At 71.5% G+C, this 23,742-nt stretch carries 18 protein-coding genes and 1 pseudogene; 12 read left to right on the top strand and 7 right to left on the bottom strand.

The features are described 5' to 3' along the window. Positions 1-15: 15 nt before the first annotated feature. Positions 16-213 (top strand): annotated as a pseudogene (locus tag ACIRVK_RS10405) (hypothetical protein); the annotation flags it as partial. Positions 214-455: 242 nt separating this feature from the next. On the opposite strand, the gene ACIRVK_RS10400 reads toward ACIRVK_RS10405, so the two are convergent. The 5 genes from ACIRVK_RS10400 to ACIRVK_RS10380 all read right to left on the bottom strand — a co-directional run bounded on the left by ACIRVK_RS10400 (position 456) and on the right by ACIRVK_RS10380 (position 5,951). Next, positions 456-1,283: a class I SAM-dependent methyltransferase gene (locus ACIRVK_RS10400; RefSeq protein WP_404245198.1), complete on the bottom strand. Its 828-nt coding sequence runs from the start codon at positions 1,281-1,283 to the stop codon at positions 456-458. Between the two features lie 11 nt (positions 1,284-1,294). Further along, positions 1,295-2,713 (bottom strand): carboxylesterase family protein, encoded by a 1,419-nt coding sequence (locus ACIRVK_RS10395; protein ID WP_404245196.1) that lies wholly within the window; start codon positions 2,711-2,713, stop codon positions 1,295-1,297. A 402-nt stretch (positions 2,714-3,115) separates the two neighbouring features. Next, on the bottom strand, positions 3,116-4,051 hold the full coding sequence (locus ACIRVK_RS10390) for an NAD(P)-dependent oxidoreductase (RefSeq protein WP_404245194.1): 936 nt from the start codon (positions 4,049-4,051) through the stop codon (positions 3,116-3,118). Between the two features lie 221 nt (positions 4,052-4,272). Continuing rightward, positions 4,273-4,929: a response regulator gene (locus ACIRVK_RS10385; RefSeq protein WP_404245192.1), complete on the bottom strand. Its 657-nt coding sequence runs from the start codon at positions 4,927-4,929 to the stop codon at positions 4,273-4,275. Then, complete coding sequence (locus tag ACIRVK_RS10380) at positions 4,926-5,951, bottom strand: sensor histidine kinase (protein ID WP_404245190.1); 1,026 nt, start codon at positions 5,949-5,951, stop codon at positions 4,926-4,928. The genes ACIRVK_RS10385 and ACIRVK_RS10380 overlap by 4 nt, the downstream gene beginning before the upstream one ends. A 133-nt stretch (positions 5,952-6,084) precedes the next feature. Here ACIRVK_RS10380 and ACIRVK_RS10375 point away from each other — a divergent pair, with 133 nt between their 5' ends. The 5 genes from ACIRVK_RS10375 to ACIRVK_RS10355 all read left to right on the top strand — a co-directional run bounded on the left by ACIRVK_RS10375 (position 6,085) and on the right by ACIRVK_RS10355 (position 10,614). After that, positions 6,085-6,813: an ABC transporter ATP-binding protein gene (locus ACIRVK_RS10375; protein WP_404245188.1), complete on the top strand. Its 729-nt coding sequence runs from the start codon at positions 6,085-6,087 to the stop codon at positions 6,811-6,813. Further along, positions 6,813-7,601, top strand: coding sequence for an ABC transporter permease (locus ACIRVK_RS10370; protein WP_404245186.1), 789 nt, complete (start codon positions 6,813-6,815; stop codon positions 7,599-7,601). The genes ACIRVK_RS10375 and ACIRVK_RS10370 overlap by 1 nt, the downstream gene beginning before the upstream one ends. Positions 7,602-9,101: 1,500 nt before the next feature. After that, a complete protein-coding gene (gene panD / locus ACIRVK_RS10365; RefSeq protein WP_404245184.1) occupies positions 9,102-9,521 on the top strand; it encodes an aspartate 1-decarboxylase in 420 nt (139 codons plus the stop codon). Positions 9,522-9,558: 37 nt separating this feature from the next. Beyond that, the gene (locus ACIRVK_RS10360; RefSeq protein WP_404245182.1) at positions 9,559-9,912 is read left to right on the top strand and encodes a GNAT family N-acetyltransferase; all 354 of its coding nucleotides are present in this window, start codon (positions 9,559-9,561) and stop codon (positions 9,910-9,912) included. A gap of 18 nt (positions 9,913-9,930) precedes the next feature. Then, positions 9,931-10,614 (top strand): aspartate/glutamate racemase family protein, encoded by a 684-nt coding sequence (locus tag ACIRVK_RS10355; RefSeq protein ID WP_404245180.1) that lies wholly within the window; start codon positions 9,931-9,933, stop codon positions 10,612-10,614. A 363-nt stretch (positions 10,615-10,977) separates the two neighbouring features. On the opposite strand, the gene gndA is transcribed toward ACIRVK_RS10355, so the two are convergent. After that, positions 10,978-12,417, bottom strand: coding sequence for an NADP-dependent phosphogluconate dehydrogenase (gndA, locus tag ACIRVK_RS10350; RefSeq protein WP_404245178.1), 1,440 nt, complete (start codon positions 12,415-12,417; stop codon positions 10,978-10,980). Between the two features lie 278 nt (positions 12,418-12,695). Here gndA and ACIRVK_RS10345 point away from each other — a divergent pair, with 278 nt between their 5' ends. Beyond that, a complete protein-coding gene (locus ACIRVK_RS10345) occupies positions 12,696-13,868 on the top strand; it encodes a transglycosylase family protein (RefSeq protein ID WP_404245176.1) in 1,173 nt (390 codons plus the stop codon). Here the strand turns inward: ACIRVK_RS10345 and ACIRVK_RS10340 are convergent. Then, positions 13,858-14,961, bottom strand: a complete 1,104-nt coding sequence (locus ACIRVK_RS10340) for a DMT family transporter (RefSeq protein WP_404245174.1) — start codon at positions 14,959-14,961, stop codon at positions 13,858-13,860. The two genes, ACIRVK_RS10345 and ACIRVK_RS10340, sit on opposite strands and share 11 nt — an antisense overlap. Positions 14,962-15,188: 227 nt before the next feature. Here ACIRVK_RS10340 and ACIRVK_RS10335 point away from each other — a divergent pair, with 227 nt between their 5' ends. From ACIRVK_RS10335 to ACIRVK_RS10315, 5 genes are all read left to right on the top strand, one after another. After that, entirely contained in the window at positions 15,189-15,917 is a 729-nt protein-coding gene (locus ACIRVK_RS10335; protein ID WP_404245172.1) for a (2Fe-2S)-binding protein, read from the top strand. Positions 15,918-15,954: 37 nt separating this feature from the next. After that, complete coding sequence (gene glgA, locus ACIRVK_RS10330; protein ID WP_404245170.1) at positions 15,955-17,106, top strand: glycogen synthase; 1,152 nt, start codon at positions 15,955-15,957, stop codon at positions 17,104-17,106. 81 nt (positions 17,107-17,187) lie between these two features. Then, on the top strand, positions 17,188-18,408 hold the full coding sequence (gene glgC / locus ACIRVK_RS10325; RefSeq protein ID WP_404245168.1) for a glucose-1-phosphate adenylyltransferase: 1,221 nt from the start codon (positions 17,188-17,190) through the stop codon (positions 18,406-18,408). Between the two features lie 294 nt (positions 18,409-18,702). Continuing rightward, positions 18,703-21,327: a PA14 domain-containing protein gene (locus tag ACIRVK_RS10320; RefSeq protein WP_404245166.1), complete on the top strand. Its 2,625-nt coding sequence runs from the start codon at positions 18,703-18,705 to the stop codon at positions 21,325-21,327. A 29-nt stretch (positions 21,328-21,356) separates the two neighbouring features. Then, on the top strand, positions 21,357-23,678 hold the full coding sequence (locus tag ACIRVK_RS10315) for a GH92 family glycosyl hydrolase (RefSeq protein ID WP_404245164.1): 2,322 nt from the start codon (positions 21,357-21,359) through the stop codon (positions 23,676-23,678). The last annotated feature ends 64 nt before the right edge of the window (positions 23,679-23,742 follow it).

Raw genomic sequence — 23,742 nt, 5'->3', positions numbered from 1 at the left:
GCCAGCGGCAACGACATGCACTCCACGCTGAGCACCCCGGCCGGCCGGTCCTCGGACGCGTCCAGCGCCGCGAGCAAGCAGGTCGTGTCGGCCCTGCTGGACGCGCTGCTCAACGGGGACGTCAACGCCTGGGACAAGTACGCCGCCGATCCGTACTACGCGCACAACCCCAAGAACCCCAACGGTGTGGCGGCCGCCAAGGAGGCCTTCGCATCGGCCCTCGCCGCTTTCCCGGATCTCCGCATGGACGTCAAGCGGATCATCCGACGGGGAGTACGTCGCGGTCCACCACACCTTTCAGGTGAACGCGGACGACCGCGGCGCGGCCGTCGTCGACATCTTCCGGGTCCAGGGCGGCAGGATCGTCGAGCACGGGGACGTCTTCCAGCCGGTGCCGGAGAAGTCGGCCAACGACAACACCATGTTCCAGCCGCGGGCGAGTTCTCCGTGTTGCCTCAGTCGGCACGCCGTCCGACACGCAGGACGCTCAGATAACGGCGTGACGCCCGGTCGCCCATGCGCGTGCGGATGCGCTCGGCGATGGCGTCGAGCAGGGGCTCACGGACATCCCGGTCGAGTCTCCGAAACAGCGACAATGAGCGAAGGTGATCGGCGAAGCCGTCCCCGTCGAACCACTGAACGGTCGGATACCAGCGCACGATCGTCGAGCCGAACAACCCTCCGGGATCGTCGTCCAGGCCCCAACCCGCGTCGGCGGTGCGCACCTCGTCCGCCAGCGGTGGATGTCCCCAGCCGGGGTTCCCGGGGCAGAACCGCTCGTGCAGATCGGCCGTCTCGGCGTACACCTCCGGCTCTCCCGGCCGACGGACGACCACGTGACCGAGCAACGCCATCCAACCCCCGGGAGAAAGCACGTCGTGCGCTCGCTGCCAGCCGGTCGACGGGTCGACCCAGTGCCACGATTGCGCAGCCACGAGAACGTCGAAGCGTCGACCGCGGTCGTCCCACTCCTCGAACGTCGACCTCTCGACGTCGACGTTGCGGAAGGAAGCGAGCCGCCGGCGAGCGAGTGCGGCCATGTCCGCGCCGGGCTCGACGGCGGTCACCGAGCATCCGAGCGCTGCCAGCGAGCGCGTCGCCTGACCAGTACCGCACCCCACCTCCAGCACCGACGACCCTTCGTCCAAGCCGGTGACGGCGACAAGGTCCGCGAACAGTTCGTCGGGGTATCCGGGCCGAACCCGGTCGTAGAGTTCCGGCACCTCGTTGAACACTCGCCCGAGGTCGTGGCGATCAGGGGGCTTCGTCGGATCATCGGTCACGAGCGCACAAGCTATGGGGCTCGTCCCCGGACACGCCACTCGTTTACCAGCGCGTGCGGCCTCGGTTCAGGGGCGGTCGAGGTCCTCGAACAGGTCGAGGGCCGCCTGGTGGTGGGCGGTGGCCTCGAAGGGCGGGTTGCCGACGCTTCCCGAGGTGGGCCGGTCGGTGACGGCGGGCCACAGCCGGGTCCGCTCGCCGGTGGCGAAGTCGAGCACGATGTCGCGGACACGCGTGTCACGCTCGGCCTGTTCGGCGCTGCGGCCCGGCTGCTCCTGGCCGACCAGGGCGTACACCGCGCCCGCCGTGCACGGCGGGCGCGCCCTCGGCGGGCCCGATCACCAGGAGACGGGCGTTGCCGCCCGCGGCGGCGTGGGCCAGGGCACCGCGGGCCGCGGGCAGAGCGAAGACGTAGTCCGTCAGGAACGCGGCACGGACCTCGGCCGGAGTGCGGCCGCCCTGGTCGTAGGCGCCGACGACCTGCCGGGCACGGGAGCGGGAAAAAGCGCCACCCCGCGCATTCGTCGAGGACGCCCGTGACGGTGTGCGGGTCGAACCGGTCGAGATCGTTCGCCACCCACCAGCCCATGTCGTCGCCGGTAAAGCTCAGCAGGAGGTCGACGTCCCGGTGCCTGCCCGAGGCGAGTACGTCCATGGGGTGGGCGTGCAGCACCGCGCCGGGTTGCCCGGTGTCCAGGACCACACCGAGGCTCTTGCCGTCCCTCCCACCACGGGCTCCGAGGTCCGTCGGGGTCACCTTGTGCAGGGCGGCCACCAGCAGCGCCGTGTCCAGGCCGAGCAGCTTCTCGGGGTTGTCCGCGACGCCGAGCTCGGTGACGAACCGGTGCGCGAGTTCCTCCGCCCACCAGGCCGGCTGGAGACGGGGCGGCCCGGCGGAGAACCAGGCCAGGCGCCGGTAGAGGCCGTCGGCGGCGGGGGCGCCAAGCAGGCCGAAGGCGGCGTAGGCGCCGCCGCTGTGGCCGTGGACGGTGACGTTGTCGGGGTCGCCACCGAAGTGGGCGATGTTCTGCCTGATCCAGGTCAGAGCGGCGATGACGTCCTGCGGACAGAGGTTGCTCGCCTCGGCCAGAGCGCCGCCGTACTGCGAGGGCGAGACCGCGCCCAGGGCGCCGAGCCGGTAGTTGATCGACACGGCCACCACACGCCCTGACGCCGCGAGACCCGAGGCGTTCGAGGTGATCTGCGTGTTCGCGCCGTACTCGAATCCGCCGCCGTGGATGTACACGGCCACCGGCAGTGCCTCGCCGGTCGGCTGCTCGGGGGTCCACACGTTCAGGTTGAGGCGGTCCTCGCCCATCCCGCCGTCCGCCTCCAGCCAGTCACCGCTGTCGGGCTGGACGGAGACGACGCCCTTGCGGTCGTAGGTTCGCACCCCTGGTGCGGTCGGCGCCTTGGGTGCGGTGGCGGTCATGACCTGTCCTTCCGGCGCGGAACGGGAGTGTCGCGAGGTGTGCCGACGGCGGGTTGCTCGCCTTCACATCGGCACCTGCGATCCGCCGAGGCACCCGACGGGCAGCGGTCACCTGATGCTCGCCGGGTGACACTTCCCTGCGCCCGGGGCGTGGGCCGGTCGGGGCGGCCGACCGATGCCGCCGGTCTCATGGCACAGGTTCACGGCGCACTTCGGCACGTCCGGGGCGGTGTCGGCTGCCTCCGTCGTTTGGGCAGAGGACGAAAAGCGGATTCCTGCAGGTGGCCGGTGGTCATCTGCAGCGGGGGTTCGTGGGGCTGGTAGGTGGTGAGGACGGGGTAGTCCACGCCCGGTCAGCGGTCATCTCGATGTGGTGTTGGAAGGCACGCTCGTCACGCCCGCTCACCGCCGCGTCTCCAGGCCGTCGTCGACCGGGACGTTCTCCGCCTCCAGGGAGATCCCGGCCCCCTTCGCGACGGTGAGGATGAGGGTGGCGAAGTCCAGCTCCGTGTTGCCGGCCCCGACCTCCTGGGCGACGATCTGGCGGGTGGCGGACGCGAGGGGCATCGGTACGCCCAGTTCGCGACCGGCGTCCAGGCCGAGGTCGAAGTCCTTCTGCAGCAGGACGTTGGTGAAGGTGGTCGTAAAGTCCAGGTTGACCAGTGCCGGCGACTTGTAGCGGGTGAACGTCGAGCCCATCACCGAGTCGTTGAGGAAGGCCAGGAAGTCGGCGCGCCTGACCCCGCCCTTCTCGGCGAGCACCGTGATCTCGGCCAGGGACTGGATCACCACACCCAGGAACAGGTTGTGCGCGATCTTCACCAGCCGGGCGACCTCGCCCTCACCGACATAGGTGACCCCGCGGCCGTACTGCGCCAGCAGGGGCTCGACGGCCTCGAAGGCCTCCCGGGGGCCGGAGACCGCGGCGGTCAGCTTGTTCGCGGCGATGACCTTCGGATTCCCGCTCACCGGCGCGGCGAGCAGCGAGGTCCCACGCTCGTCCGCCGCGGCCCGCAGCACTGCACTGGCCTGGGTGGACACCGTCGACGAGTCCACGATGATGCCGGGAGCTGATGCGGGGTCGGTCAGCAGCCCGCTCTCGCCGGTGGTCACCTGGGCGAGATCGTCCGGCGTGGACACCATGACGAACACCACGTCCCGGTCGGACAGGTGCACCGGGCGGGGCACGAACGTGGCGCCCTCGTCCACGAGGGGCTGCGCTTTCGCCGCCGTACGGTTGTAGACCGTGACGTCGTAGCCCGCCTTCAGCAGCCGCAGCACGAGCTGCGCGCCCATCCTGCCCGTTCCGATCCAGCCGACAGTGGGCTTCTCCGACATGCTCGCTCCTAGATGTGGGTGTGCTACTCGGGGAGCCGAACCCGAAGGTCGAGGCAGGGCGCCCAGGCTCACCCGTCCAGTCTTGGGATCCGAACCGTGGTTCGCGATCCATCCGCCGACCGGGGCAAACCGAGTTGCGAAAACTCCGGAGAACTCCTGCCGGATCCCGCCTCCGACCGCACTGAACCGGGTGCCGACGAGTCGGCCGCCGGCCGAGTGGGTCAGCTGGTGAGGCCGCTGCGGTAGGCGTGGATGACGAGTTGGACGCGGTCGCGGGCGTCGAGCTTGGTCAGCAGCCGGGCGACGTGGGTCTTCACCGTGCCCGCTCCGATGGACAGCCGTTCGGCGATTTCGGCGTTGGTCAGTCCCTCGGCGACGAGCAGGAGCACTTCGCGTTCGCGGGTGGTGACGGCATCGGGCAGCCGTGGTGGTCGCTGACCGTCCGGTGGCTGTGCCCGCCTGTGGACGTAGGCCTCGATGAGCCGTCTGGTGACGCGTGGCGCGAGCAGTGCCTCGCCCTGGGCGACGGTCCGGACGGCGGACAGCAGGTCGAGGGGCGGGGCGTCCTTCAGGAGGAAGCCGCTGGCTCCGGCGCGCAGTGCGCCGAAGACGTACTCGTCCAGGTCGAAGGTGGTGAGCATCAGGACCCGGGCGTGGCCGGCGGCGGTGATACGGCGAGTCGCTTCGATGCCGTCCATCTCCGGCATCCGCACGTCCATCAGCACGACGTCGGGCCGGAGTTCGGCGGCGGCCGCGACGGCGTCCCGGCCCGTCGCGACGCTGCCGATCGACGTGAGGTCCGGGGCCGTGTCGACGATTCCGGCCAGGCCGACGCGGATCAGCTGCTGGTCGTCGGCGACCAGGACTCCGATGGTCACGGCCGCTCCGGCGAGCCGGCGGTGGGCTGTGGCCCGTCCAGAGGGATGCCGGCCCGTACCCGGAAGCCACCGGTCGCGGCCGGACCTGCCTGCAGGGTGCCGCCGTAGAGGGCGAGGCGCTCGCGCATCCCGGTCAGCCCGCGTCCGGTGCGGTCCGGAGCCGGCCGGATGCTGCCGTCGTCGATCACCGTGAGGGTCAGCTCGTCGGGCCCGTACGCGACGGTGACGTGCGCGGTGCTCGCGTCGGCGTGCTTGACCACGTTGGTCAGCGCCTCCTGGACGATCCGGTACGCGGCTGTCTCAAGGCCTGGGGGCAGGGGTCTGGCGAGTCCCGTGACCGTGAGGTCTATGTGCAGGCCGGGGCGCCGGGTCCGTTCGGCGAGACGGTCCAGGTCTTCGAGTTTCGGGGCGGGGGCCAGGTCCGCGTTGTCCGCGTCGTGGGGGTCGTCGTGCAGCACGCCGAGCATGCGGCGCAGTTCGACGAGGGTCTCCCGGCCGGTGGTCTCGATCGCCTCCAGCGCGTTGCGCGCGTCCTGCGGACGGTCGTCGAGCACCAGGCGGCCGAAGGCCGCCTGGACGGAGATCACGCTCATCGAGTGAGCGATGCCGTCGTGCAACTCGCGGGCGATCCGCAGCCGTTCCGCCGCCGCCTCCCGATCGGCGCGGTCGCGTTCCTCACGCACCAGCGCGTGCAGATACCGACGCCTCTGCCCCACCGCGAAGCCCACCGCCCAGGCGACGGCGAAGAGCAGAACGAAGGGCACCACGGCCCCGGCGTGTTCGAACCTGGGCAGACCGGTGGACACCGCCATCGCCAGGGCCGCGGCCAGGGCGATTCCCGCGGTGCGGGCCGGACGCAGGGCCGTGACACAGAAGAGCGCGAAGGCGAGCGGCACCCCGCCCCAGAAGATCGCCTGCGCATGCCAGGGCGCGAGGCCGCAGACCGCCAAGGACAGGGCGACCAAGGCCTCCGGCCAAGAGGGCCGCAACGACTCAGGGCCCGCACGCGTCTTCGGTTCCACGACCCGAGCGTATGGGTCTCCCGGCCCCGCCCACATCGTCCGCGAGCCCTATGCCGTACGGCAGACCCGGGCCCGGGAGAACCTGCCTGCGGGCAGACGACGTGCCCGGTCCCGTCCCGGCATCGTCGTGGACGTGATTCGATGCGAGCACCTGACCAAACGCTTCGGCCGCAAGGCCGCCGTCGACGACCTCACCTTCGAGGTCCTGCCCGCCCGGGTGACCGGCTTCCTCGGCCCCAACGGCGCGGGGAAGTCCACCACCATCCGGGCCGTCCTCGGCCTGGACACCCCGGACGCCGGCCACGCCCTGGTGGACGGCGTGCCCTACCGCCAGACCGAACAGCCGCTGCGCCGCGTCGGCGTGCTCCTCGACGCCGCAGCCGTCCACCGGGGCCGTACGGCACGGGCGCATCTCACCGCGCTCGCCGCCACCAACCACATCCGACGCACCCGCATCGAGGAGGTACTCGCCCTCACCGGTCTCACCGAGGCCGCACAACGCCGCGTCGGCACCTACTCGCTCGGTATGAAGCAGCGCCTGGGCATCGCCGCCGCGCTGCTCGGCGACCCGCCGGTGCTCATCTTCGACGAACCGGCCAACGGTCTCGACCCGGAAGGCATCCGGTGGATCCGGGGCCTCATGCGATCGCTGGCCGCCGAAGGACGTACCGTCCTTGTCTCCAGTCACCTGATGAGCGAGATGGCCCTCACCGTCGACCACCTTCTCGTCATCGGACGGGGGCGCCTGCTCGCGGACGTCCCGGTCGCCGACTTCGTCCCGGCCGGCGCCTCACTGGAGGACGCCTACCTGGACCTCACCGAATCCGCCGTGGAATACCGGACCGAAGGGACGAGCCACTGATGCCCACCGCACTGACAGGTGCCATGGCCGGCGAGGTCATCAAACTGCGTTCCCTCCGCTCCACCTGGATCACCGCTCTCATCGCCGTGGCGTTCGGCCTGACGCTGAGCCTCATGGACGTCGCGCACACCGCCAACGCCTGGCCGCACATGACGAAGGCCGACCGGGCCCAGGTCGACCCGGTGGGCGACTCGCTCTCCGGTTTCTCCTTCGCCGTCCTCGCCTTCGGCGTCCTCGGCGTGCTGGGCGTCAGCAGCGAGTACACCACCGGACTGATCCGCTCGACGCTGACCGCGACACCCCGGCGCGCGCTCGCCTACACCGCCAAGACCATCGTCATCGGCGGGTTCGCCCTGCTGCTGGGCCAACTGACCGCGTTCACCGGCTTCTTCGTCGGACAAGCGGTGCTGGCCCGGCAGCACCTGGACGTCGGACTGGGCACACCCGGCGTGCTGCGCGCCGTGTCCTGCGCCGGGCTCTACCTGTTCGTCGTCACCGTCGTCGGCTACGGCCTCGGCGCCGTCATCCGGCACACCGCCGGAGCCATCGCCGCACTCTTCGCCTTGGTCTACCTCGGCTACGGCGCTGCCAAAGCCGTCGAGGGCTGGTCCTCCCTACCCAGCAAACTCATGCTCAGCAACGCCGCGGACACCCTCGGCCAACTCCACCCACACCCCCTCCACCCGGAACGCACCCCGTCCCTCGCCTTCGCCCTCTTCGACCTGGTCCTCTACCTCACTCTCGCCCTCGCGGGAGGGGCCTGGCGCTTCACCCGAGACGCCACCTAGCGCCGCGGGGGGGGGCCCGGGGCCCCCCCCCGGGGCCCCGGGGCGCCCCGGCCCCCCGCGCGGGCCGGGGGGGGGCCCGGCCCCCACCCCCCACCCCGCCCGGGCCCACAAAAGTACCCCCCCGGCGGGCCAAAAATGCCCGCCCGCGGCACAGAGGGCGACCGGGTGAAGGCCCGGCCGCCCCTCGGGCATGACGTGGGTTGCAGTGGTCAGCCTGAGAAGGCTGTCTCGGTGGGACGGCCGTCGCGTCCGGAACGAGGCGCCGGGCGGGCAGGCCGTGCCGCTTCCGGAAGAAGGCGGAGAAGTCCTCGTCCAGTGTCCGGATGGCGGCTGCCCGCTCGCGCCGGCCCTGTCCGCTGAGGTCCTCGATCTGCTCCTGATGGTTCTCCGAGGGGTCCGGCCGGAGGGCCTTCTGTGCGCGCGGCAGCAGTCCGGTCGTTCGCAGCAGGAGAGCGCGCACGGGGGCGGGGGGCGGGGGCATGCCCTGGACCCGCCAGGTGGTCGGGTGCATGGTGGACACCGCCAGGGCGCGGGCCAGCCCGTGCAGGGGCCCGGGGAAGTAGCGGTGGGCGAACTGGTCGAGGATCGCGTGGGTGACCATGCGTCCCTCCTCGTGCTCGGGCCGGGCACGGTTCTCGAAGTCGTCCAGGAAGCCCGTCATGGCGTTCCAGTCCTCGGGGAACTCCATGATCGGGTCGCCGTGTTCGTCGGTGAACAGGCGGCTCATTTCGCCCGCGGCATCACTCCTGAGCGAGTGGGTTGCGTTTTCCGCCGAAGCGGCGCGCCTTATAGATGCCGCCCGCCGCCTCATGCCGCTACCACGGCCTCGCCCGTCCGGTGCCCTTCTCGTCCGCAGGCGTCATGGACCTCGGCTTCGGCGCCGTAGTCATGACTGAGACGGAGACCGAAGCCGCAGCCGACTCCACCGAGGCGGCCCGCCGGGTGACCTGCTACGCCACGATCACCCGCGGCCGCGAGCGGGGCTGGTCGTAGGTCGGAGGGCAGGCGGTTGTCGCGCCACCTGGGGGCTGCTCTCCTTCACGTTGTGCGAGCGCGGTTCGCCATCGGCCGGACCGTACGGAAGCGAGGAGCGGCGAACGCAAGTGCGCAGGGGCGCGTCACGCTGCCGAGGAGCCCCGGGCGGGCGGCAGGCAGCGAGCCGGCTTCCGTGGCGGTCGAGCGCCGACCGGCCCACGGCCAAGGGACCGTGTTCCACGAACCAGAGCGACGTCGGTGCGTCCACGTCGTCCGTGGGCGGAGTGGCCTCCCGCATTTTTGACGGCTCATCAAATAGGTCATCAGCGGTCAGCATGAGTCGCCGGGCTTGCCCGGAGGATTGCCCGAACAGGCCCCCTGCGGCGCGAAAGCCCAGGCGCGAAGCCCTCTCGCCCGAGCGGAGCGATGTTCCTCACCATTCTCGACCAGCGTGTCCCGGTGTACAGTCAACACTGCCCTTGACCTGCACAAAGCCGGCAGGGAGCCGTCTTCCAGGAGTCCAACATGCTGCGCACCATGTTCAAGTCCAAGATCCACCGCGCCACCGTCACCCAGGCCGACCTGCACTACGTGGGATCGGTGACCATCGACGCCGATCTGCTGGACGCCGCCGACCTGTTGCCCGGTGAGCTCGTGCACATCGTCGACATCACCAACGGCGCGCGTCTGGAGACGTACGTCATCGAGGGCGAGCGCGGTTCGGGGGTGATCGGGATCAACGGGGCCGCCGCCCATCTCGTCCATCCCGGCGATCTGGTGATCATCATCAGTTACGCTCAGATGGCCGACGCCGAGGCGCGGGCCTTCGCACCCCGGGTCGTGCACGTGGACCGCGACAACCGCATCGTGGCCCTGGGTGCCGACCCCTCCGAGCCGGTGCCGGGCTCGGACCAGGAACGCAGCCCGCAGGCCGTACCGGCCTGATCGCCGATCACCTGCCCCACCGACCAGGAGCGTGCCCATGAGCGACATCGAGATCCGCGACGACCGGGCGGCGGGCCGCCTGGAGGCGTTCGGTGACGGCGCGGACGGCGAAGTCGTCGGCCACATCGAGTACTTCGTCCTCGAATCGCCCGGGCGCGCCCTGGTCCCGGTCCACACGATCGTGGAACCGGCCCACGAGGGGAAGGGCATCGCCGGCTCCCTCGCCCGCGAGCTGTACGCCATCGCCGAGCGCGAGGGCACCGTCGTCGCCCCGCTGTGCCCGTACGTCGTGAAGTGGGCCGAGCGCCACCCCGACGAGGCTCCGGCGGCCGACCCGGCACTGCTGCGAGCGGCGAAGGACTGGCTGCGCGCCCATCCCGGCCGCTTCTGAGCCGCAGGACGCCCCAGCATGCTCGCCCTCCTGCACACCTCGCCCGCCCACGTCCCCGTCTTCGAGGCCTTGCGCGAAGAGCACCACCCCGGTCTGGAACTGCGGCACCTGGTCGACGAAGAGCTGCTCGCCCGGGCCCGCCGCGAGGGACCCGAGGCGGTGGCGGCTGAGGTGCGCGCGGCGTTGGGCGTGGCCGTCGCCGACGGGGCGCGGGCCGTGCTGTGCACCTGCTCGACCATCGGCGGGGTCGCGGAGGCGGCCGGTGCGGAGGTCGGGGTGCGGGTGCTGCGTTCGGACCGCCCGATGGCGGCCGCCGCGGTGGCCGCCGGTTCCCGGATCGTTGTCCTCGCCACGGTGGAGAGCACGTTCGGCCCGACGGTGTCCCTGATCGAGGAGGAGGCCCGCCGCGCCGGCCGGCCCGTCGAGGTGCGGACGCGGCTGGTGGAGGGGGCGTGGGAGCGGTTCGAGGCGGGGGACGCCGAGGGGTGCGCCCGTCTCGTGGCCGACGTGATCGACACCTTCGTCGACGACACCGACGCGATCGTTCTGGCTCAGGGGTCCATGGCCCCGGCCGAGCGCCTGGCGGCGACCTCCCTACCGGTACTGTCCAGCCCTAGGGGAGGGCTGGCGGCGGGTGCCGAGGCGGTGCGGGGCGGCGGAGCCGAGGGCCGGCCGGCCCCAAGCCGTCCCGCGGGCCGGTGAGTCAGGTGACGTCCGTCGGGTACGCGGGGAGTAGTCCAGAGCCGACGCAGACGACTGGCCGGAGGACACGATGACCGAGCCGTACCCCGATCCCACCCCGCCCGCCCCCGGGCCGGGCCCGGACCCGCGACCGCCTGACCCGTACCCTTCGCCGGTCCCCACCCCCCAGCCGCCCCCCGGCCCGGAACCCACCCCGCCCCCGCAGCCTCCGTCCCCGCCGACCCCGACTCCGCCCCCGGACCCGTCCCCGGTGCCCCCGGGCCCTGAACCGGTGCCGAGCCCGGAGCCGGGACCACCGTTGACCTGAGCCACGCGGAGGCGGGCGGCCACTCCGGCCGCCCGCCTCCCTCGTACCGCACTCCGCTACGCGGAGACCTCCGAGCGGTCTCCGCCCCACAGCGTGTGGAACGAGCCGTCCCGGTCGGTGCGCCGGTAGGTGTGGGCGCCGAAGAAATCGCGCTGGCCCTGCGTGAGGGCGGCCGGCAGGCGCTCGGCGCGCAGGGCGTCGTAGTAGGCGAGGGCCGCGGCGAAGCCCGGGGTCGGTACGCCCTGGCGGGTCGCGGCGACCAGGACCTCGCGCCAGTCGTCCTGGGCGGCGGCGATCTCCTGCGCGAAGGTCTCGTCCGACAGCAGGCTCGGCAGGTCCGCGCGGGCGTCGTACGCGGCGCGGATGCGGTCCAGGAAGGCCGCCCGGATGATGCAGCCGCCGCGCCAGATCGCCGAGACGGCACCCAGGTCGATGTCCCAGTCGTACTCCTCACGGGCCGCCGCGATCTCGTGGAAGCCCTGCGTGTAGGAGACGATCTTCGAGGCGTACAGCGCCTGCTCGACCCGGTCCGCGAAAGCCGCCGCCTCCGACTCGCTCAGCGTCTGTGCCTTGGGGCCGACCAGATCGCGCGAGGCCTCGCGCAGGGCCGCGTGGCCGGACAGAGAGCGGGCGAAGACCGCCTCCGCGATGCCGGAGACCGGCACGCCCAGGTCGAGGGCGATCTGGACCGTCCAGCGGCCCGTGCCCTTCTGCTCGGCCTGGTCGACGACCACGTCCACGAACGGCTTGCCCGTCGCCGCGTCCACGTGCGACAGCACCTCGGCGGTGATCTCGATGAGGTACGAGTCCAGCCGCCCGGTGTTCCAGGTGCGGAAGATGTCCGCGATCTGCGCGGGGGAGTAACCGGCGACGTCGCGCAGCAGCTGGTACGCCTCGCCGATGAGCTGCATGTCGGCGTACTCGATCCCGTTGTGGACCATCTTCACGAAGTGCCCGGCGCCGTCCGGACCGACGTGCGTCACACAGGGCGCGCCGTCCTTCGCCTTCGCCGAGATCTTCTCCAGCATCGGACCGAGCGAGTCGTACGACTCCTTCGGGCCGCCCGGCATGATGCTCGGTCCGTTCAGCGCACCCTCCTCGCCGCCGGAGACGCCCATGCCCACGAAGTGGATGCCCTGCTCGCGCAGTTCGCGCTCGCGGCGCCGGGTGTCGGCGAAGTGCGCGTTGCCACCGTCGATGATCATGTCACCGGGCTCCAGGAGCGGCGCGAACTCGTGGATCACCGCGTCGGTCGGCTCGCCCGCCTTGACCATGATGACCAGCCGCCGCGGCCGCTCCAGCGCCGCCACGAACTCCTTGGCGGTCTCGGCCGCGATGAAGTCGCCCTCGTCCCCGAACTCCTCCACCAGGGCGTGCGTGCGCGCCGCCGTCCGGTTGTGCAGGGCGACCGTGTAGCCGTTGCGCGCGAAGTTACGGGCGAGATTGCGGCCCATGACCGCGAGTCCCGTGACGCCGATCTGGGCTGTGTTGCTCATTCGGTTGGCTCCTTGAGGATCCGGTATCGGTGGTGCCGTTCGTGCCCGTCAGTATCGCCCCACCGACCATCCTGACGTGCCGGTACGCCGATCGCATGTCCGGGTCGCCCGGTGTGCCGCAGGCAGATACGCACGACGGGCCCCACCCGTCTCAGCCGCTGTGCAACTGCCGTGTATTCCTGGTTCCTTGCGGGACAGGGCGGCCGATTGCCGTCTTGTCATGGCCTGTTCGGCACGCTTACTTTTGGCCCTCCTGACGCATGTCGAGGGGGATCTCCATGGCCGTACGCGGCCGGCACCGCCGGTATCAGCCGAACAGGATCAACCGCGCCTCACTCACCGTCACCGCCTCGAGCGCCGGCATGGCGATCCCGCTGATCGGCGCGGGCACCGCGCACGCGGCCGACGTGTCGACCTGGAACAAGGTCGCCGCCTGCGAGTCCAGCGACAACTGGAGCGTCAACACCGGCAACGGCTTCTACGGCGGGCTGCAGTTCACCCAGTCCACGTGGGAGGCGTACGGCGGCACGGCATACGCGCGGCGCGCGGATCTGGCCACCAAGGACCAGCAGATGGCCGTCGCGGAGAAGGTGCTGCACGGGCAGGGGCCGCGGGCCTGGCCGGTGTGCTCGGTGCAGGCCGGGCTGACGCGCGGCGGGGACACCCCGGACCTGCACACCGACGGCCACAGCACGAAGGCCGGGCGGACGTCCGCCGAGAAGAAGACCTCCGCCGAGAAGAAGACCTCCGTGCGGGACGTCCAGCCGCAGAGCACGCCCCAGTCGAGGGCGGGCAGGGCCGAGATGTACACGGTGGTGCGCGGCGACAGCCTCTCCGAGATCGCCGAAACCGAGCACGTACGCGGCGGTTGGCACCGCCTGTACGCGGCGAACCGCAGGACCATCGGATCCGACCCCGACCTCATCCTGCCGGGCCAGCGGCTCAACCTCCGTACGAAGGCGCCCGCCCCGCACACCGCGCCGGCCAAGTCGACGACGAAGCAGGCCTCCCCGGCGAGGGAGGAGACAAAGACCACCACCCCGGGGCACTTCATGATCGCCCCGGTCGCCGGCCCGATAGGCACCGGGTATCACGTGGCCGGCTCCTCGTGGTCGAAGGGCTACCACACCGGCGTCGACTTCCCCGTGCCCACCGGGACCTCGGTCAAGGCGGTCGCGGCGGGCCAGGTCGTCACCGCCGGCTGGGGAGGCGCGTACGGCTACCAGGTGGTGATCCGGCACGCCGACGGCCGCTACACGCAGTACGGCCATCTGTCGGCGATCTCCGTGCGGGCCGGACAGAGCGTGGGCGAGGGCCAGCGCATCGGCCGCTCGGGCGCCACGGGCAACGCAACGGGCCCGCATCTGCACTTCGAGGTGCGGACGGGGCCTGATTTCGGCTCGGACATCGACCCCCTGGTCTACCTCAGGGCCGGCGGCGTCAGGATTTGACCCGCTCCCGGTGCCGGTCCACGACCGGTACCGGGAGGTACGAGCCGCCGTAGAAGGGGCCGTAGAAGCGGTAGCGCCCCGGGTCGGGGGTGGAGTCCTCGTCGGGGTCGGCGTAGGCCACCGCCAGGAACGTGGGGCCCACCTGGGCGGGAACGACGACGCCCTCGTGCGGCGCGGCCACCGGCTGCTCCGGAAGGTCGTCGGCTGGTTCGGGTTCGTCCGTGGTCCGCTCGGGCAGCGTGTGCGCGGGCTCCTCGGCGGCGGTGCGGGCGATGCGTTCCGTCGTCAGCAGGATCAGGCCGCCCGCCGTGACCACGCCGCAGCTCAGCGCGAGGGCGGTGCCGGTGCCGCCGTAGCGGAAGGTCTCGCCGAACAACGTTATCCCGACCGCGGCCGCTATCACCGGGTTGACGACGGTGAGGGTGGCCAGCGGGGCGGCGAGGCCCGCGCCGCGGTAGGACGCCTGGGACAGCAGCAGGCCGGCCGTGGCGAAGACGCCGATCACGGCGAGGGACGGCACGTCCGACCAGGTCACGCCGTCGGCCCAGTCGACCGCGACGACCTTGGTGAACACCGAGGACATGCCGAAGGCTATGCCGGAGGCGGTGGCGAGCAGCATGCTGCGCACCGCCGGGTGCCGGTGGGCGGCCCGTCCCGCGATCATGAGGGCCACGACCGCGGCGCCGGTGACCGTGGCCACCGCCACGCGCTCCGCCGTTTCCAGTGACTGCTCCTCGGCCGTCCCCACCAGGGACAGCAGGCCGGCGAGGCCCACGGTGGCCATGATCGCGCCGCGCCAGGCGGTCGTACCGGCCCTGCGGCCGACGAACAGCGCCGACATCGGCAGCGCCAGCACGATGGTCAGGGCACCCAGCGGCTGCACCAGGCTGAGGGGGCCGTAGGCCAGCGCCGCCACGTGCAGCAGACCACCGAGGCCGTTCAGCGCCACCGCGGCCCACCAGGTCGGCCGGCGCAGCGGCGCGTACTGCTCGCCGGGGGAGGACACCGCCACGTGCTTCTGCACGATCGCCCCGCCGGCGTAGGCGACGGCGGAGACGAGGGACAGGATCACGGACAACGCGAGGGCGCTCATGAGCGGCTCCTCTGCGTGGGGCGGGGGCGTTTGTCCCCGCGCGGTGAACGGTCGGCCTTCATGACGAACACGATGCCCTGTCGATCTGTTCCCGTCGTCGTCCCTGAGCACCCAATGGGTCCTACTGCCGATGGAGTACGAGCCGGGCGCCGTCCTCCCCAGGGTGGGCGACCCGGGAGGTACACCCCTGGGAGGAAACCCCTAGGGGCGCTGATGTACTGCTCCTCGTGGACCTCGACCCCGACCTCGCCGCGCTCGAAGCGCTCGGCGGCTTCTTCGTCCTGCGCGTCGGCGCGGGACCGGCCACGTCGCTTCCCAGTCTGGCGCAGGCGTACGCGAACCGGCCCTCGGAGGATCACGGAAATCCCGTCACCTTCCGTGTCGAGAAGGTCGCCGCCGCCCTGCGTGCCCCGGAGGCGAGGATCGCCGCCTCGGTGGCGCAGCAGGGGCTGGCCGCCCGCCTCTGGTCGGTGGCCCTCGGGTGCGCGGCCCGCTACGACGCCATCCCCGACCTGGCCCCCGAGCGCCTGCGCTGGGACCCCGACGCGGGTGCTCCCGACGACCTGTGGCTGACCGAGGTCAGCGCGCTGCCCGCCGATCCCGCGACCGTCGCGGACGTCGTCCTGCACGGCCACCTCGAACCGTTCGCCACGGCCCTGCGCGCCCACCACCGCCTCGCCCCCGGCCTGCTGCGGGGCAACGCCGCCTCCGCGCTGGCGGGAGCCGCCCGGCAACTGGAGCAGTGGGCCCGCCTGCACGGCGACGAACGGACCGCCGCCCGCACCCGCTCCCTCACGGCCGCCCTCCTCGCCCACCCCCTCCTGGCCGGTGCCCTCACCGCCGACCTCCGGCGTCGCAGCTGCTGCCTGTACTACCGGGTGCCCGGCGGGGGAGTGTGCGGTGACTGTTGCTTCACACGAACCCCGCGCTCTTCCGCGCGCGGCGCATCTGGGTGACCATGAAGGAACCGGTCGCCGAAACAGGGAGTTGCGGGTGCGAGTGGGACTGCTGACCCGGGAGTACCCCCCGGACGTGTACGGCGGCGCGGGTGTCCATGTGGAGTTCCTCGCCCGGGAGTTGACCTCCCTGGTCGACCTCGAGGTGCACTGCTGGGGCGAGGGCCGCGGGACCGGCGTCGTACGCCACCGGCCCTGGGCCGCCCTCGACACCGCCAACGACGCGCTGCGCACCTTCTCCGTGGACCTCGCCATGACGGCCGGCCTCGAGGGCCGCGAGCTGGTGCACTCCCACACCTGGTACGCCAACCTCGGCGGCCACCTCGCCAAGATGCTCTACGGCATCCCGCACGTGATGACCGCCCACTCGCTGGAGCCGCTGCGCCCCTGGAAGGCCGAGCAGCTCGGCGGCGGATACGAGCTGTCCAGCTGGGCCGAGCGCACCGCGATCGAGTCCGCCGACGCGGTGATCGCCGTCTCCGGCGCCATGCGCGAGGACATCCTCACCTGCTACCCGACGCTGGATCCGGCCAGGGTCCACATCGTGCACAACGGCATCGACACCACGCTCTACCGCCCCGACCACGGCACCGACGTGCTCGACCGGATCGGGCTCGACCGCGATCGCCCCTACATCCTGTTCGTCGGCCGCATCACCCGCCAGAAGGGTGTGCCCCACCTGCTGCGGGCCGTGCGGGACATCGACCCCGCCGCGCAGGTAGTGCTCTGCGCGGGCGCGCCGGACACGCCGGAGATCGACCAGGAGTTCCGCGAGCTCTACCAGGAGCTGAGCCGGGTCCGCGAGGGCGTGCACTGGATCCCGCAGATGCTGCCGCGCCCCGAGGTGATCCAGCTGCTCACCCATGCGGCGGCGTTCGTCTGCCCGTCCGTGTACGAGCCGCTCGGCATCGTGAACCTGGAGGCGATGGCCTGCGGCACGCCCGTGGTGGCCTCCCGGGTGGGTGGCATCCCCGAGGTCGTGGACGACGGCGTGACCGGGGTACTCGTCCCCGTGGACGACGACTTCGAGTCGGGCCTCGCGCGGGCCCTGGACGTGGTGATCGGCGACCCGGAGGCGGCCCGCGGGATGGGCGAGGCCGGGCGGGAACGCGCGGTGCAGGAGTTCGGCTGGGACGCCGTGGCCCGGCGTACCGTCCGGCTCTACGAGGAGATCCTCAAACAGGAATAGAACGGTCGGGTTGTTCAGCAACAGGCTTACTCCGCCTTGCCCAGGGGCAGGCATGGATCAACCACGGTGAGGGGAGCGGCCATGCGTCGTGGCGGACCTTCGGTGCTCGGGATCGTACTGGCGGGCGGAGAAGGCAAACGCCTGATGCCCCTGACAGCGGACCGCGCGAAACCAGCGGTCACCTTCGGCGGGACGTACCGTCTCGTCGACTTCGTCCTGTCCAACCTCGTCAACGGCGACATCCTGCGCATCTGCGTGCTCACGCAGTACAAGTCGCACTCCCTGGACCGGCACATCACCACCACCTGGCGGATGTCCAGTCTGCTGGGCAACTACGTCACCCCGGTCCCGGCCCAGCAGCGGCTCGGCAAGCGCTGGTACCTGGGCAGTGCCGACGCCATCCTGCAGTCGCTGAACCTCGTGCACGACGAGGGACCCGAGTACGTGGTGGTGTTCGGCGCCGACCACGTGTACCGCATGGACCCGCGGCAGATGCTCAACCAGCACATCGAGGGCGGCGCGGGCGTGACGGTGGCCGGCATCCGCGTCCCGCGCTCGGAGTCCTCGCAGTTCGGGGTGATCACCCCGGGCTCGGACGGCCTGACGGTGGAACGTTTCCTCGAGAAACCCGCCGACCCGCCGGGCCTCGCCGACGACCCGGAGTGCGTGTTCGCCTCCATGGGCAACTACATCTTCACCACCAAGGCCCTGATCGAGGCCCTGCAGCGGGACGCCGAGGACGAGAACTCCGTGCACGACATGGGCGGCTCGATCCTGCCCCAGCTCACCGAACGCGGCGAGGCGCAGCTGTACGACTTCAGCGCCAACCACGTGCCCGGTGAGACGACCCGGGACCGCGGCTACTGGAGGGACGTGGGCACCCTCGACGCCTACTACGACGCCCACATGGACCTGATCGCCGAGCGCCCGGCCTTCAACCTCTACAACCGGCAGTGGCCCATCTACACGCACTCCTACCAGCTCTCCCCGGCCCGCTTCAACGCGGGCGGCATCGCCAGCGAGTCGATCATCAGCGCCGGCTGCCTCATCCGCGGCCAGGTCACCCGGTCCGTGCTGTCCCCGGGCGTCGTGGTCGACCCCGGCGCGGTCGTGCAGGGCTCGGTACTGCACGACAACGTCCACATCGGGCGCGGCGCCATCGTGCGCGGAGCGGTCCTGGACAAGAACGTCCAGGTGCCGCCGGGCGCGACCATCGGCGTCAACCCGGAACGGGACGCGGACCTCTACACCGTCTCCAAGGGCGGGGTGATCGCCCTCGGGAAGGGGCAGGTGGTGTCGTAGGACCCGGCCGGCGGGGGGTTCGGCCGGGCGGACGCATGTGCTGGGGCGTGGGGGGGGGGGGGGGGGGCGGCCCCCCCCCCCCGGCCCCCCCCCCCCGAGGTTTAAGGTACGGGGCCGGAGGGGGGGAGGGGGGTGTTTGGGGGGGGGGGGGGGGGGGGGGGGGGGGGGGGGCGGGGGGGCCCGCGCCGCCCCCCCGCCCCCCCCCGCCCCCCCCCACGCCCGTTCTTGTCATGTCCCTGGACGCGATGCGGAATCCGTGTTGTCATGCCAACTGCTGTCCATGACAACGTTGTTATGGGGGTTTCCGTGCACCTGGCACACCTCAGAGACCGACTCGCGTTACTCCTCGTTCTGACCCTCGGCCTCGCAGGTCTCGCCGCGGTCCCCGCCGCGACCGCCGCCGGCGGCCCGGTCGAGGTCCACGGCCTGAAGGGCGAGTACTACACCCAGTCCGCGCCCGGCGCCTTCGACTTCCACGAGCTCAAGGCCACCGGCTTCGACCCGAACCTCGACTTCGCGGACCTCGAACCGCGGCTGGCCTTCACCACCGGCCAGGACGACGACGTCAGCGTCCGCTGGACCGGAGAACTCGTCCCCGAGAGGACCGGCCCGCACACCTTCTCGATCACCGGCGACAACGGCTTCCGCCTCTGGATCGGCGGGCAGCTCGTAATCGACCACTGGGTCGACGACTGGGACAACGAACAGACCAGCCAGCCGGTCGAGCTGACCGCCGGGCACGCCTACGACATCAAGGTCGAGTACTTCGAGCACTACGGCGGCTCCAACCTCCACCTGCGCTGGACCGAGCCCGGCGGCACCAAGGTGCCCGTCCCGCAGTCCGCGTTCCGGCTGCCCGACGGCTTCGACTACGACGGCGCCGTCGCCACCACCGTCCTCGGCACCGGCCGCATCCTGAAGCTCGACTTCGCCCGGCCCCTAGGCGCACCCCCGGCCGGCCTCACCGACCACCTCCAGGCGGTCATCGGCGGCGCCAAGTGGCCGCTGGGAACCGCGAGGTTGGACCCCTCCGACGACCGGGCGCTCCTGATCCCGCTGACGCAACCCGTCGTCGGCAACAAGACCGGCACCGCCCGCGGCACCGCCGACGTCCGCTACGACGGAAACGGCGGCCTCTCCCGCGCCGACGGCAACGTTGTCAAGACGTTCTGGTCCAGTGGCCCCAACCACTCCACCTATGAACTGCGCACCCAGTGGGCCGACCAGGTGGGCCCGGGCAACGCCCACCCCGAGTACCCGCGCCCCCAGCTGACCCGCGCCGACTGGCGCAACCTGAACGGGCGTTGGCAGTTCGCCGCGGCCACCACGGGCGAACGGCCGCCGGTCGGCCAGAACCTCGCCGAGCACGTCCTCGTCCCGTACCCCGTCGAGTCCCAGCTCTCCGGCCTGGAGCGGCACGAGGACCGTATGTGGTACCGCCGCACCTTCACGGTCCCCGCCGGCTGGCGGATCGGTCCGGGCAAGCGGCTGCGGCTCAACTTCGGCGCGGTCGACTGGCGGGCCGAGGTCTACGTCAACGGCACCAAGGTCGCCGAACACCAGGGCGGGTACGACAAGTTCAGCGCCGACATCACCGACGCGCTGAAGCCCGGCCGTACCCAGGAGCTGATCGTCGGCGTGTACGACCCCACCGACGCGGCCGACGGCGAGAACCCGCCCCTCGGCAAACAGAGACTGGACCCCAGCGGCATCTGGTACACACCGACCTCCGGCATCTGGCAGACGGTGTGGATGGAGCCGGTGGCGCCCGATCACGTGGACGCGTTGAAGCTCACCCCGGACGTCGCGCGCGGCCGGCTCACCGTCGAGGCACAGGGCGTTCGCGACGGCGTACCCGTCACGGCGACGGCGTACGACGGCAAGCGCGAGGTCGCCACCGCGCACGGCCGTACCGGCGGTCCGCTCACCCTCACCCTCGGCAAACCGGACCTGTGGTCGCCCGACGACCCCTTCCTGTACGGCCTGAAGGTCACCGTCGGCGCCGACCACGTCGGCAGTTACTTCGGCATGCGCTCGATCTCCGTCGCCAAGGTGAACGGCGTCCCGCGCACCCTCCTCAACGGCAAGCCGATCTTCATGATGGCCACCCTCGACCAGGGCTTCTGGCCCGACGGCCTCTACACCGCCCCGACCGACCAGGCCCTCGCCCATGACCTGAAGGTGCACAAGCAGCTCGGCTTCAACGCGGTGCGCAAGCACATCAAGGTCGAACCGGACCGCTGGTTCTACTGGGCCGACCGGCTGGGCCTGATGGTGTGGCAGGACATGCCCGCGATGACGGCCGGGGTCGACCCGTCGCCCGCCGCCCGCGCCGAGTTCGAGCGGGAGATGAAACGGATCATCGACCAGCACATCAGCAGCCCCTCGGTGGTCATGTGGGTCACCTTCAACGAGGGCTGGGGCCAGTACGACATGGCCCGCATCGCCGACCAGGCCAAGTCCTGGGACCCGTCCCGGCTGGTCGACTCCATGTCCGGGCTCAACCTCGGGGCCGACGGCGGCACCGGCGACGTCATGGACGAGCACGGCTACCCGAGCCCCGCCCTGCCACCCCACCCCGACGGCCAACGCGCCCTGGTCAGCGGTGAGTACGGCGGCCTCGGCCTCGCGGTGCCGGGACACGCCTGGTCCGTGCAGCAGTCGTACGTCGACGTCGACCCGGCGGCCTACACCGACGACTACCTCGCCAAGCTCGCCGAGGTGCGTGCCCTGGTCTGCAAGGGGAGCAACGGGGCGGTCTACACGCAGATCTCGGACGTCGAGGGCGAGCTGAACGGCCTGCTCACGTACGACCGGAAGGTGCTCAAGCCGGACGCCCGGCGTGTGCGCGCCGCCCAGCGGGCCCTGATCCGGGACGCTTCCCGGGCGGTCCCCGCAGGGTGCCCCTCGACCACCTGACCTCTCGCCCACTCCGGAGGACTTCCGACATGAGATGGACCCGGCGCCTGCGCCTGTGCACGGCGGGGGTGATGGCGGCGTCCGCGCTGTTCGCCGCTCCCGTGACCGCACGGGCCGCCGAGCCGACCGACGCTCGACTCACCGACCTGGTCAACCCGTTCATCGGCACCGAGAACGAGGGCAACACCTACCCCGGTGCCGCCGTGCCCTTCGGCATGGTGCAGTTCTCGCCCGACACCGGCCACAACACCGGCTACGACTACTCCCAGAACCACATCCGCGGCTTCTCCCTGGTGCATCTGTCGGGCGTCGGCTGCGGCCTCGGCGGAGACCTGCCCGTGCTGCCGACCACGGGTGACGTCACCCAGACGGACTACGCCCGGTACGCGGCGGAGTTCAGCCACGACGACGAGAAGGCGAGCCCCGGCTACTACGAGGTCGGCCTGAGGACCGGCATCAAGGCCGAGCTGACGGCGACCGCGCGCACCGGCGTGCAGCGCTACACCTTCCCGGCCACCGAAAAGGCCAACGTCCTGCTGAACGCGGCCCAGTCGCTGCACACCGACGTGTCCACCAAGGTAGAGATCCTGGACAGCCACACCGTCCGCACCGCCATCACCGGCCGCGGCTTCTGCCAGGACACCAAGCCCTACACCGTCTACACGATCACCCGCTTCGACCGGCCCTTCACCGCGTACGGCACCTGGGACGGCGCCACCGTGACCCCGGGCTCGAAGACCGGGCGGGACGGCGCCTACCTCCGCTTCGACACGACGAAGGACCGCACGGTCGAGGCGACCACCGCCCTGTCGTACGTCGACGCGCACGGCGCAGCCGTCAACCTCCGTGCCGAAGGCGGGCGTTCCTTCGACGCCGTACGCCACCAGGCGCGGCAGGCCTGGGAGGACCGGCTCGGCGACGTCCGCGTCCAGGGCGGCGGCGGCAGCTTACGCCGGACCTTCTACTCGTCCCTGTACCGTTCCTTCCTCGCGCCCAACGTCGGCAGCGACGCCGACGGCCGCTACACCGGCTGGGACCAGCGCGTCCACCGCACCGACGGTTTCACCTACTACCAGAACTGGTCCCTGTGGGACACCTACCGCACCCAGTCCCAGCTGCTGTCCCTGCTCGCGCCGCGCGAGGCCCGGGACATGGCCATCTCGGTGATCAAGATCTCCGAGGAGAGCGGCTGGCTGCCCAAGTGGGGCTACGGCACGGTCGAGACGAACATCATGACCGGCGACCCGGTCACCCCGTTCCTGACCAACGCCTACCAGCAGGGGCTGCTGAAGGGGTACGAGGACCGGGCCTACCGGGCCCTGAAACGGAACGCCGACGGGGTGCCGCCCGCCGACTCCCCGGCGGTGGGCCGCGAGGCCGACAGGGAGTACGTCGCCGACGGTTTCGCCCCGTACATCAAGGGCCGCCCGCACGTGAAGCCCGGCGACTCCGACTACGACCACGGCGCCTCGGCGACCCTCGAGTACGCCCTGTCGGACGCCATGCTCGCCCAGATGGCCCGCGCGCTCGGCCATCCGGCGGACGCGGCCCGCTATGCCGCCCGCGCCCAGAGCTACCGCAACATCTTCGACCCCTCGACCGGCTTCTTCCGCGCCCGTGACGCCTCCGGCGCCTTCACCGGCCCGGCCGACCCGGCGCAGAGCGAGGGCTTCCACGAGGGCACCTCCTGGCAGTACCAGTGGCTCGTGCCGCAGGACCTGCCGGGCATGGTGTCCCTGATCGGCGGCGAGCAGGCGGCCAACTCCCGGCTGGACTCCTTCTTCGCCTACGACCGGCTGCTGGCCGACCCGGCGAAGACGGCCCGCGAGGTGTGGGTCAACGGGCCCTACGCCTACTACAACGCCGACAAGTACAACCCGCAGAACGAGCCCGACCTCATCGCCCCGTACACCTATCTGTCCACCGGTCAGCCCTGGAAGACGACCGACGTGGTGCACGCGGCGCTGACCCTGTTCACGGACACCCCGACCGGCATGACCGGCAACGACGATCTCGGCACCATGTCCGCCTGGAACGTGCTGTCCTCGATCGGGCTCTTCCCGGTACAGCCCGGCTACGACACCTGGGGCCTGTCCACGCCCGTCTTCGACCGGGTCGACCTGACCCTGGACCGGCGCTACTACCCGCACGGCGCCCTGACCGTCACCGCCCCCGGCACCTCCACCGCCGACCGGTACGTCCAGTCGGCCCGCACGGACGGCAAGGCGTACGACCGGACGTACCTGACGACCGGCGCGCTGCGCTCCCTGCGCTCGCTGGCGTTCACGGTCGGCCCGCACCCGTCTGAGTGGGGTACCTCCGCCCTGGCGGCGCCACCGGCGCTGAAGTAACCACAGGTGTGTCATGAGTCCCGCCCCTCCCCGAGGGGCGGGACTTAATCCGTTGTTAACTGTG

The organism is Streptomyces sp. NPDC101152 (assembly GCF_044768275.1).
Lineage (GTDB): Bacteria > Actinomycetota > Actinomycetes > Streptomycetales > Streptomycetaceae > Streptomyces.
The sequence above is the reverse complement of the archived record's forward strand: the minus strand, read 5'-3'. Positions and strand labels throughout refer to the sequence as shown.

Coding starts and splice junctions, on each gene's coding strand:
- ACIRVK_RS10395 (WP_404245196.1), bottom strand. CDS start 2,713: ATGACCGCCACCGCACCCAAGGCGCCGACCGCACCAGGGGTGCGAACC.
- ACIRVK_RS10390 (WP_404245194.1), bottom strand. CDS start 4,051: ATGTCGGAGAAGCCCACTGTCGGCTGGATCGGAACGGGCAGGATGGGC.
- ACIRVK_RS10370 (WP_404245186.1), top strand. CDS start 6,813: ATGCCCACCGCACTGACAGGTGCCATGGCCGGCGAGGTCATCAAACTG.
- panD (WP_404245184.1), top strand. CDS start 9,102: ATGCTGCGCACCATGTTCAAGTCCAAGATCCACCGCGCCACCGTCACC.
- ACIRVK_RS10360 (WP_404245182.1), top strand. CDS start 9,559: ATGAGCGACATCGAGATCCGCGACGACCGGGCGGCGGGCCGCCTGGAG.
- ACIRVK_RS10355 (WP_404245180.1), top strand. CDS start 9,931: ATGCTCGCCCTCCTGCACACCTCGCCCGCCCACGTCCCCGTCTTCGAG.
- gndA (WP_404245178.1), bottom strand. CDS start 12,417: ATGAGCAACACAGCCCAGATCGGCGTCACGGGACTCGCGGTCATGGGC.
- ACIRVK_RS10345 (WP_404245176.1), top strand. CDS start 12,696: ATGGCCGTACGCGGCCGGCACCGCCGGTATCAGCCGAACAGGATCAAC.
- ACIRVK_RS10340 (WP_404245174.1), bottom strand. CDS start 14,961: ATGAGCGCCCTCGCGTTGTCCGTGATCCTGTCCCTCGTCTCCGCCGTC.
- glgC (WP_404245168.1), top strand. CDS start 17,188: ATGCGTCGTGGCGGACCTTCGGTGCTCGGGATCGTACTGGCGGGCGGA.
- ACIRVK_RS10320 (WP_404245166.1), top strand. CDS start 18,703: ATGGGGGTTTCCGTGCACCTGGCACACCTCAGAGACCGACTCGCGTTA.
- ACIRVK_RS10315 (WP_404245164.1), top strand. CDS start 21,357: ATGAGATGGACCCGGCGCCTGCGCCTGTGCACGGCGGGGGTGATGGCG.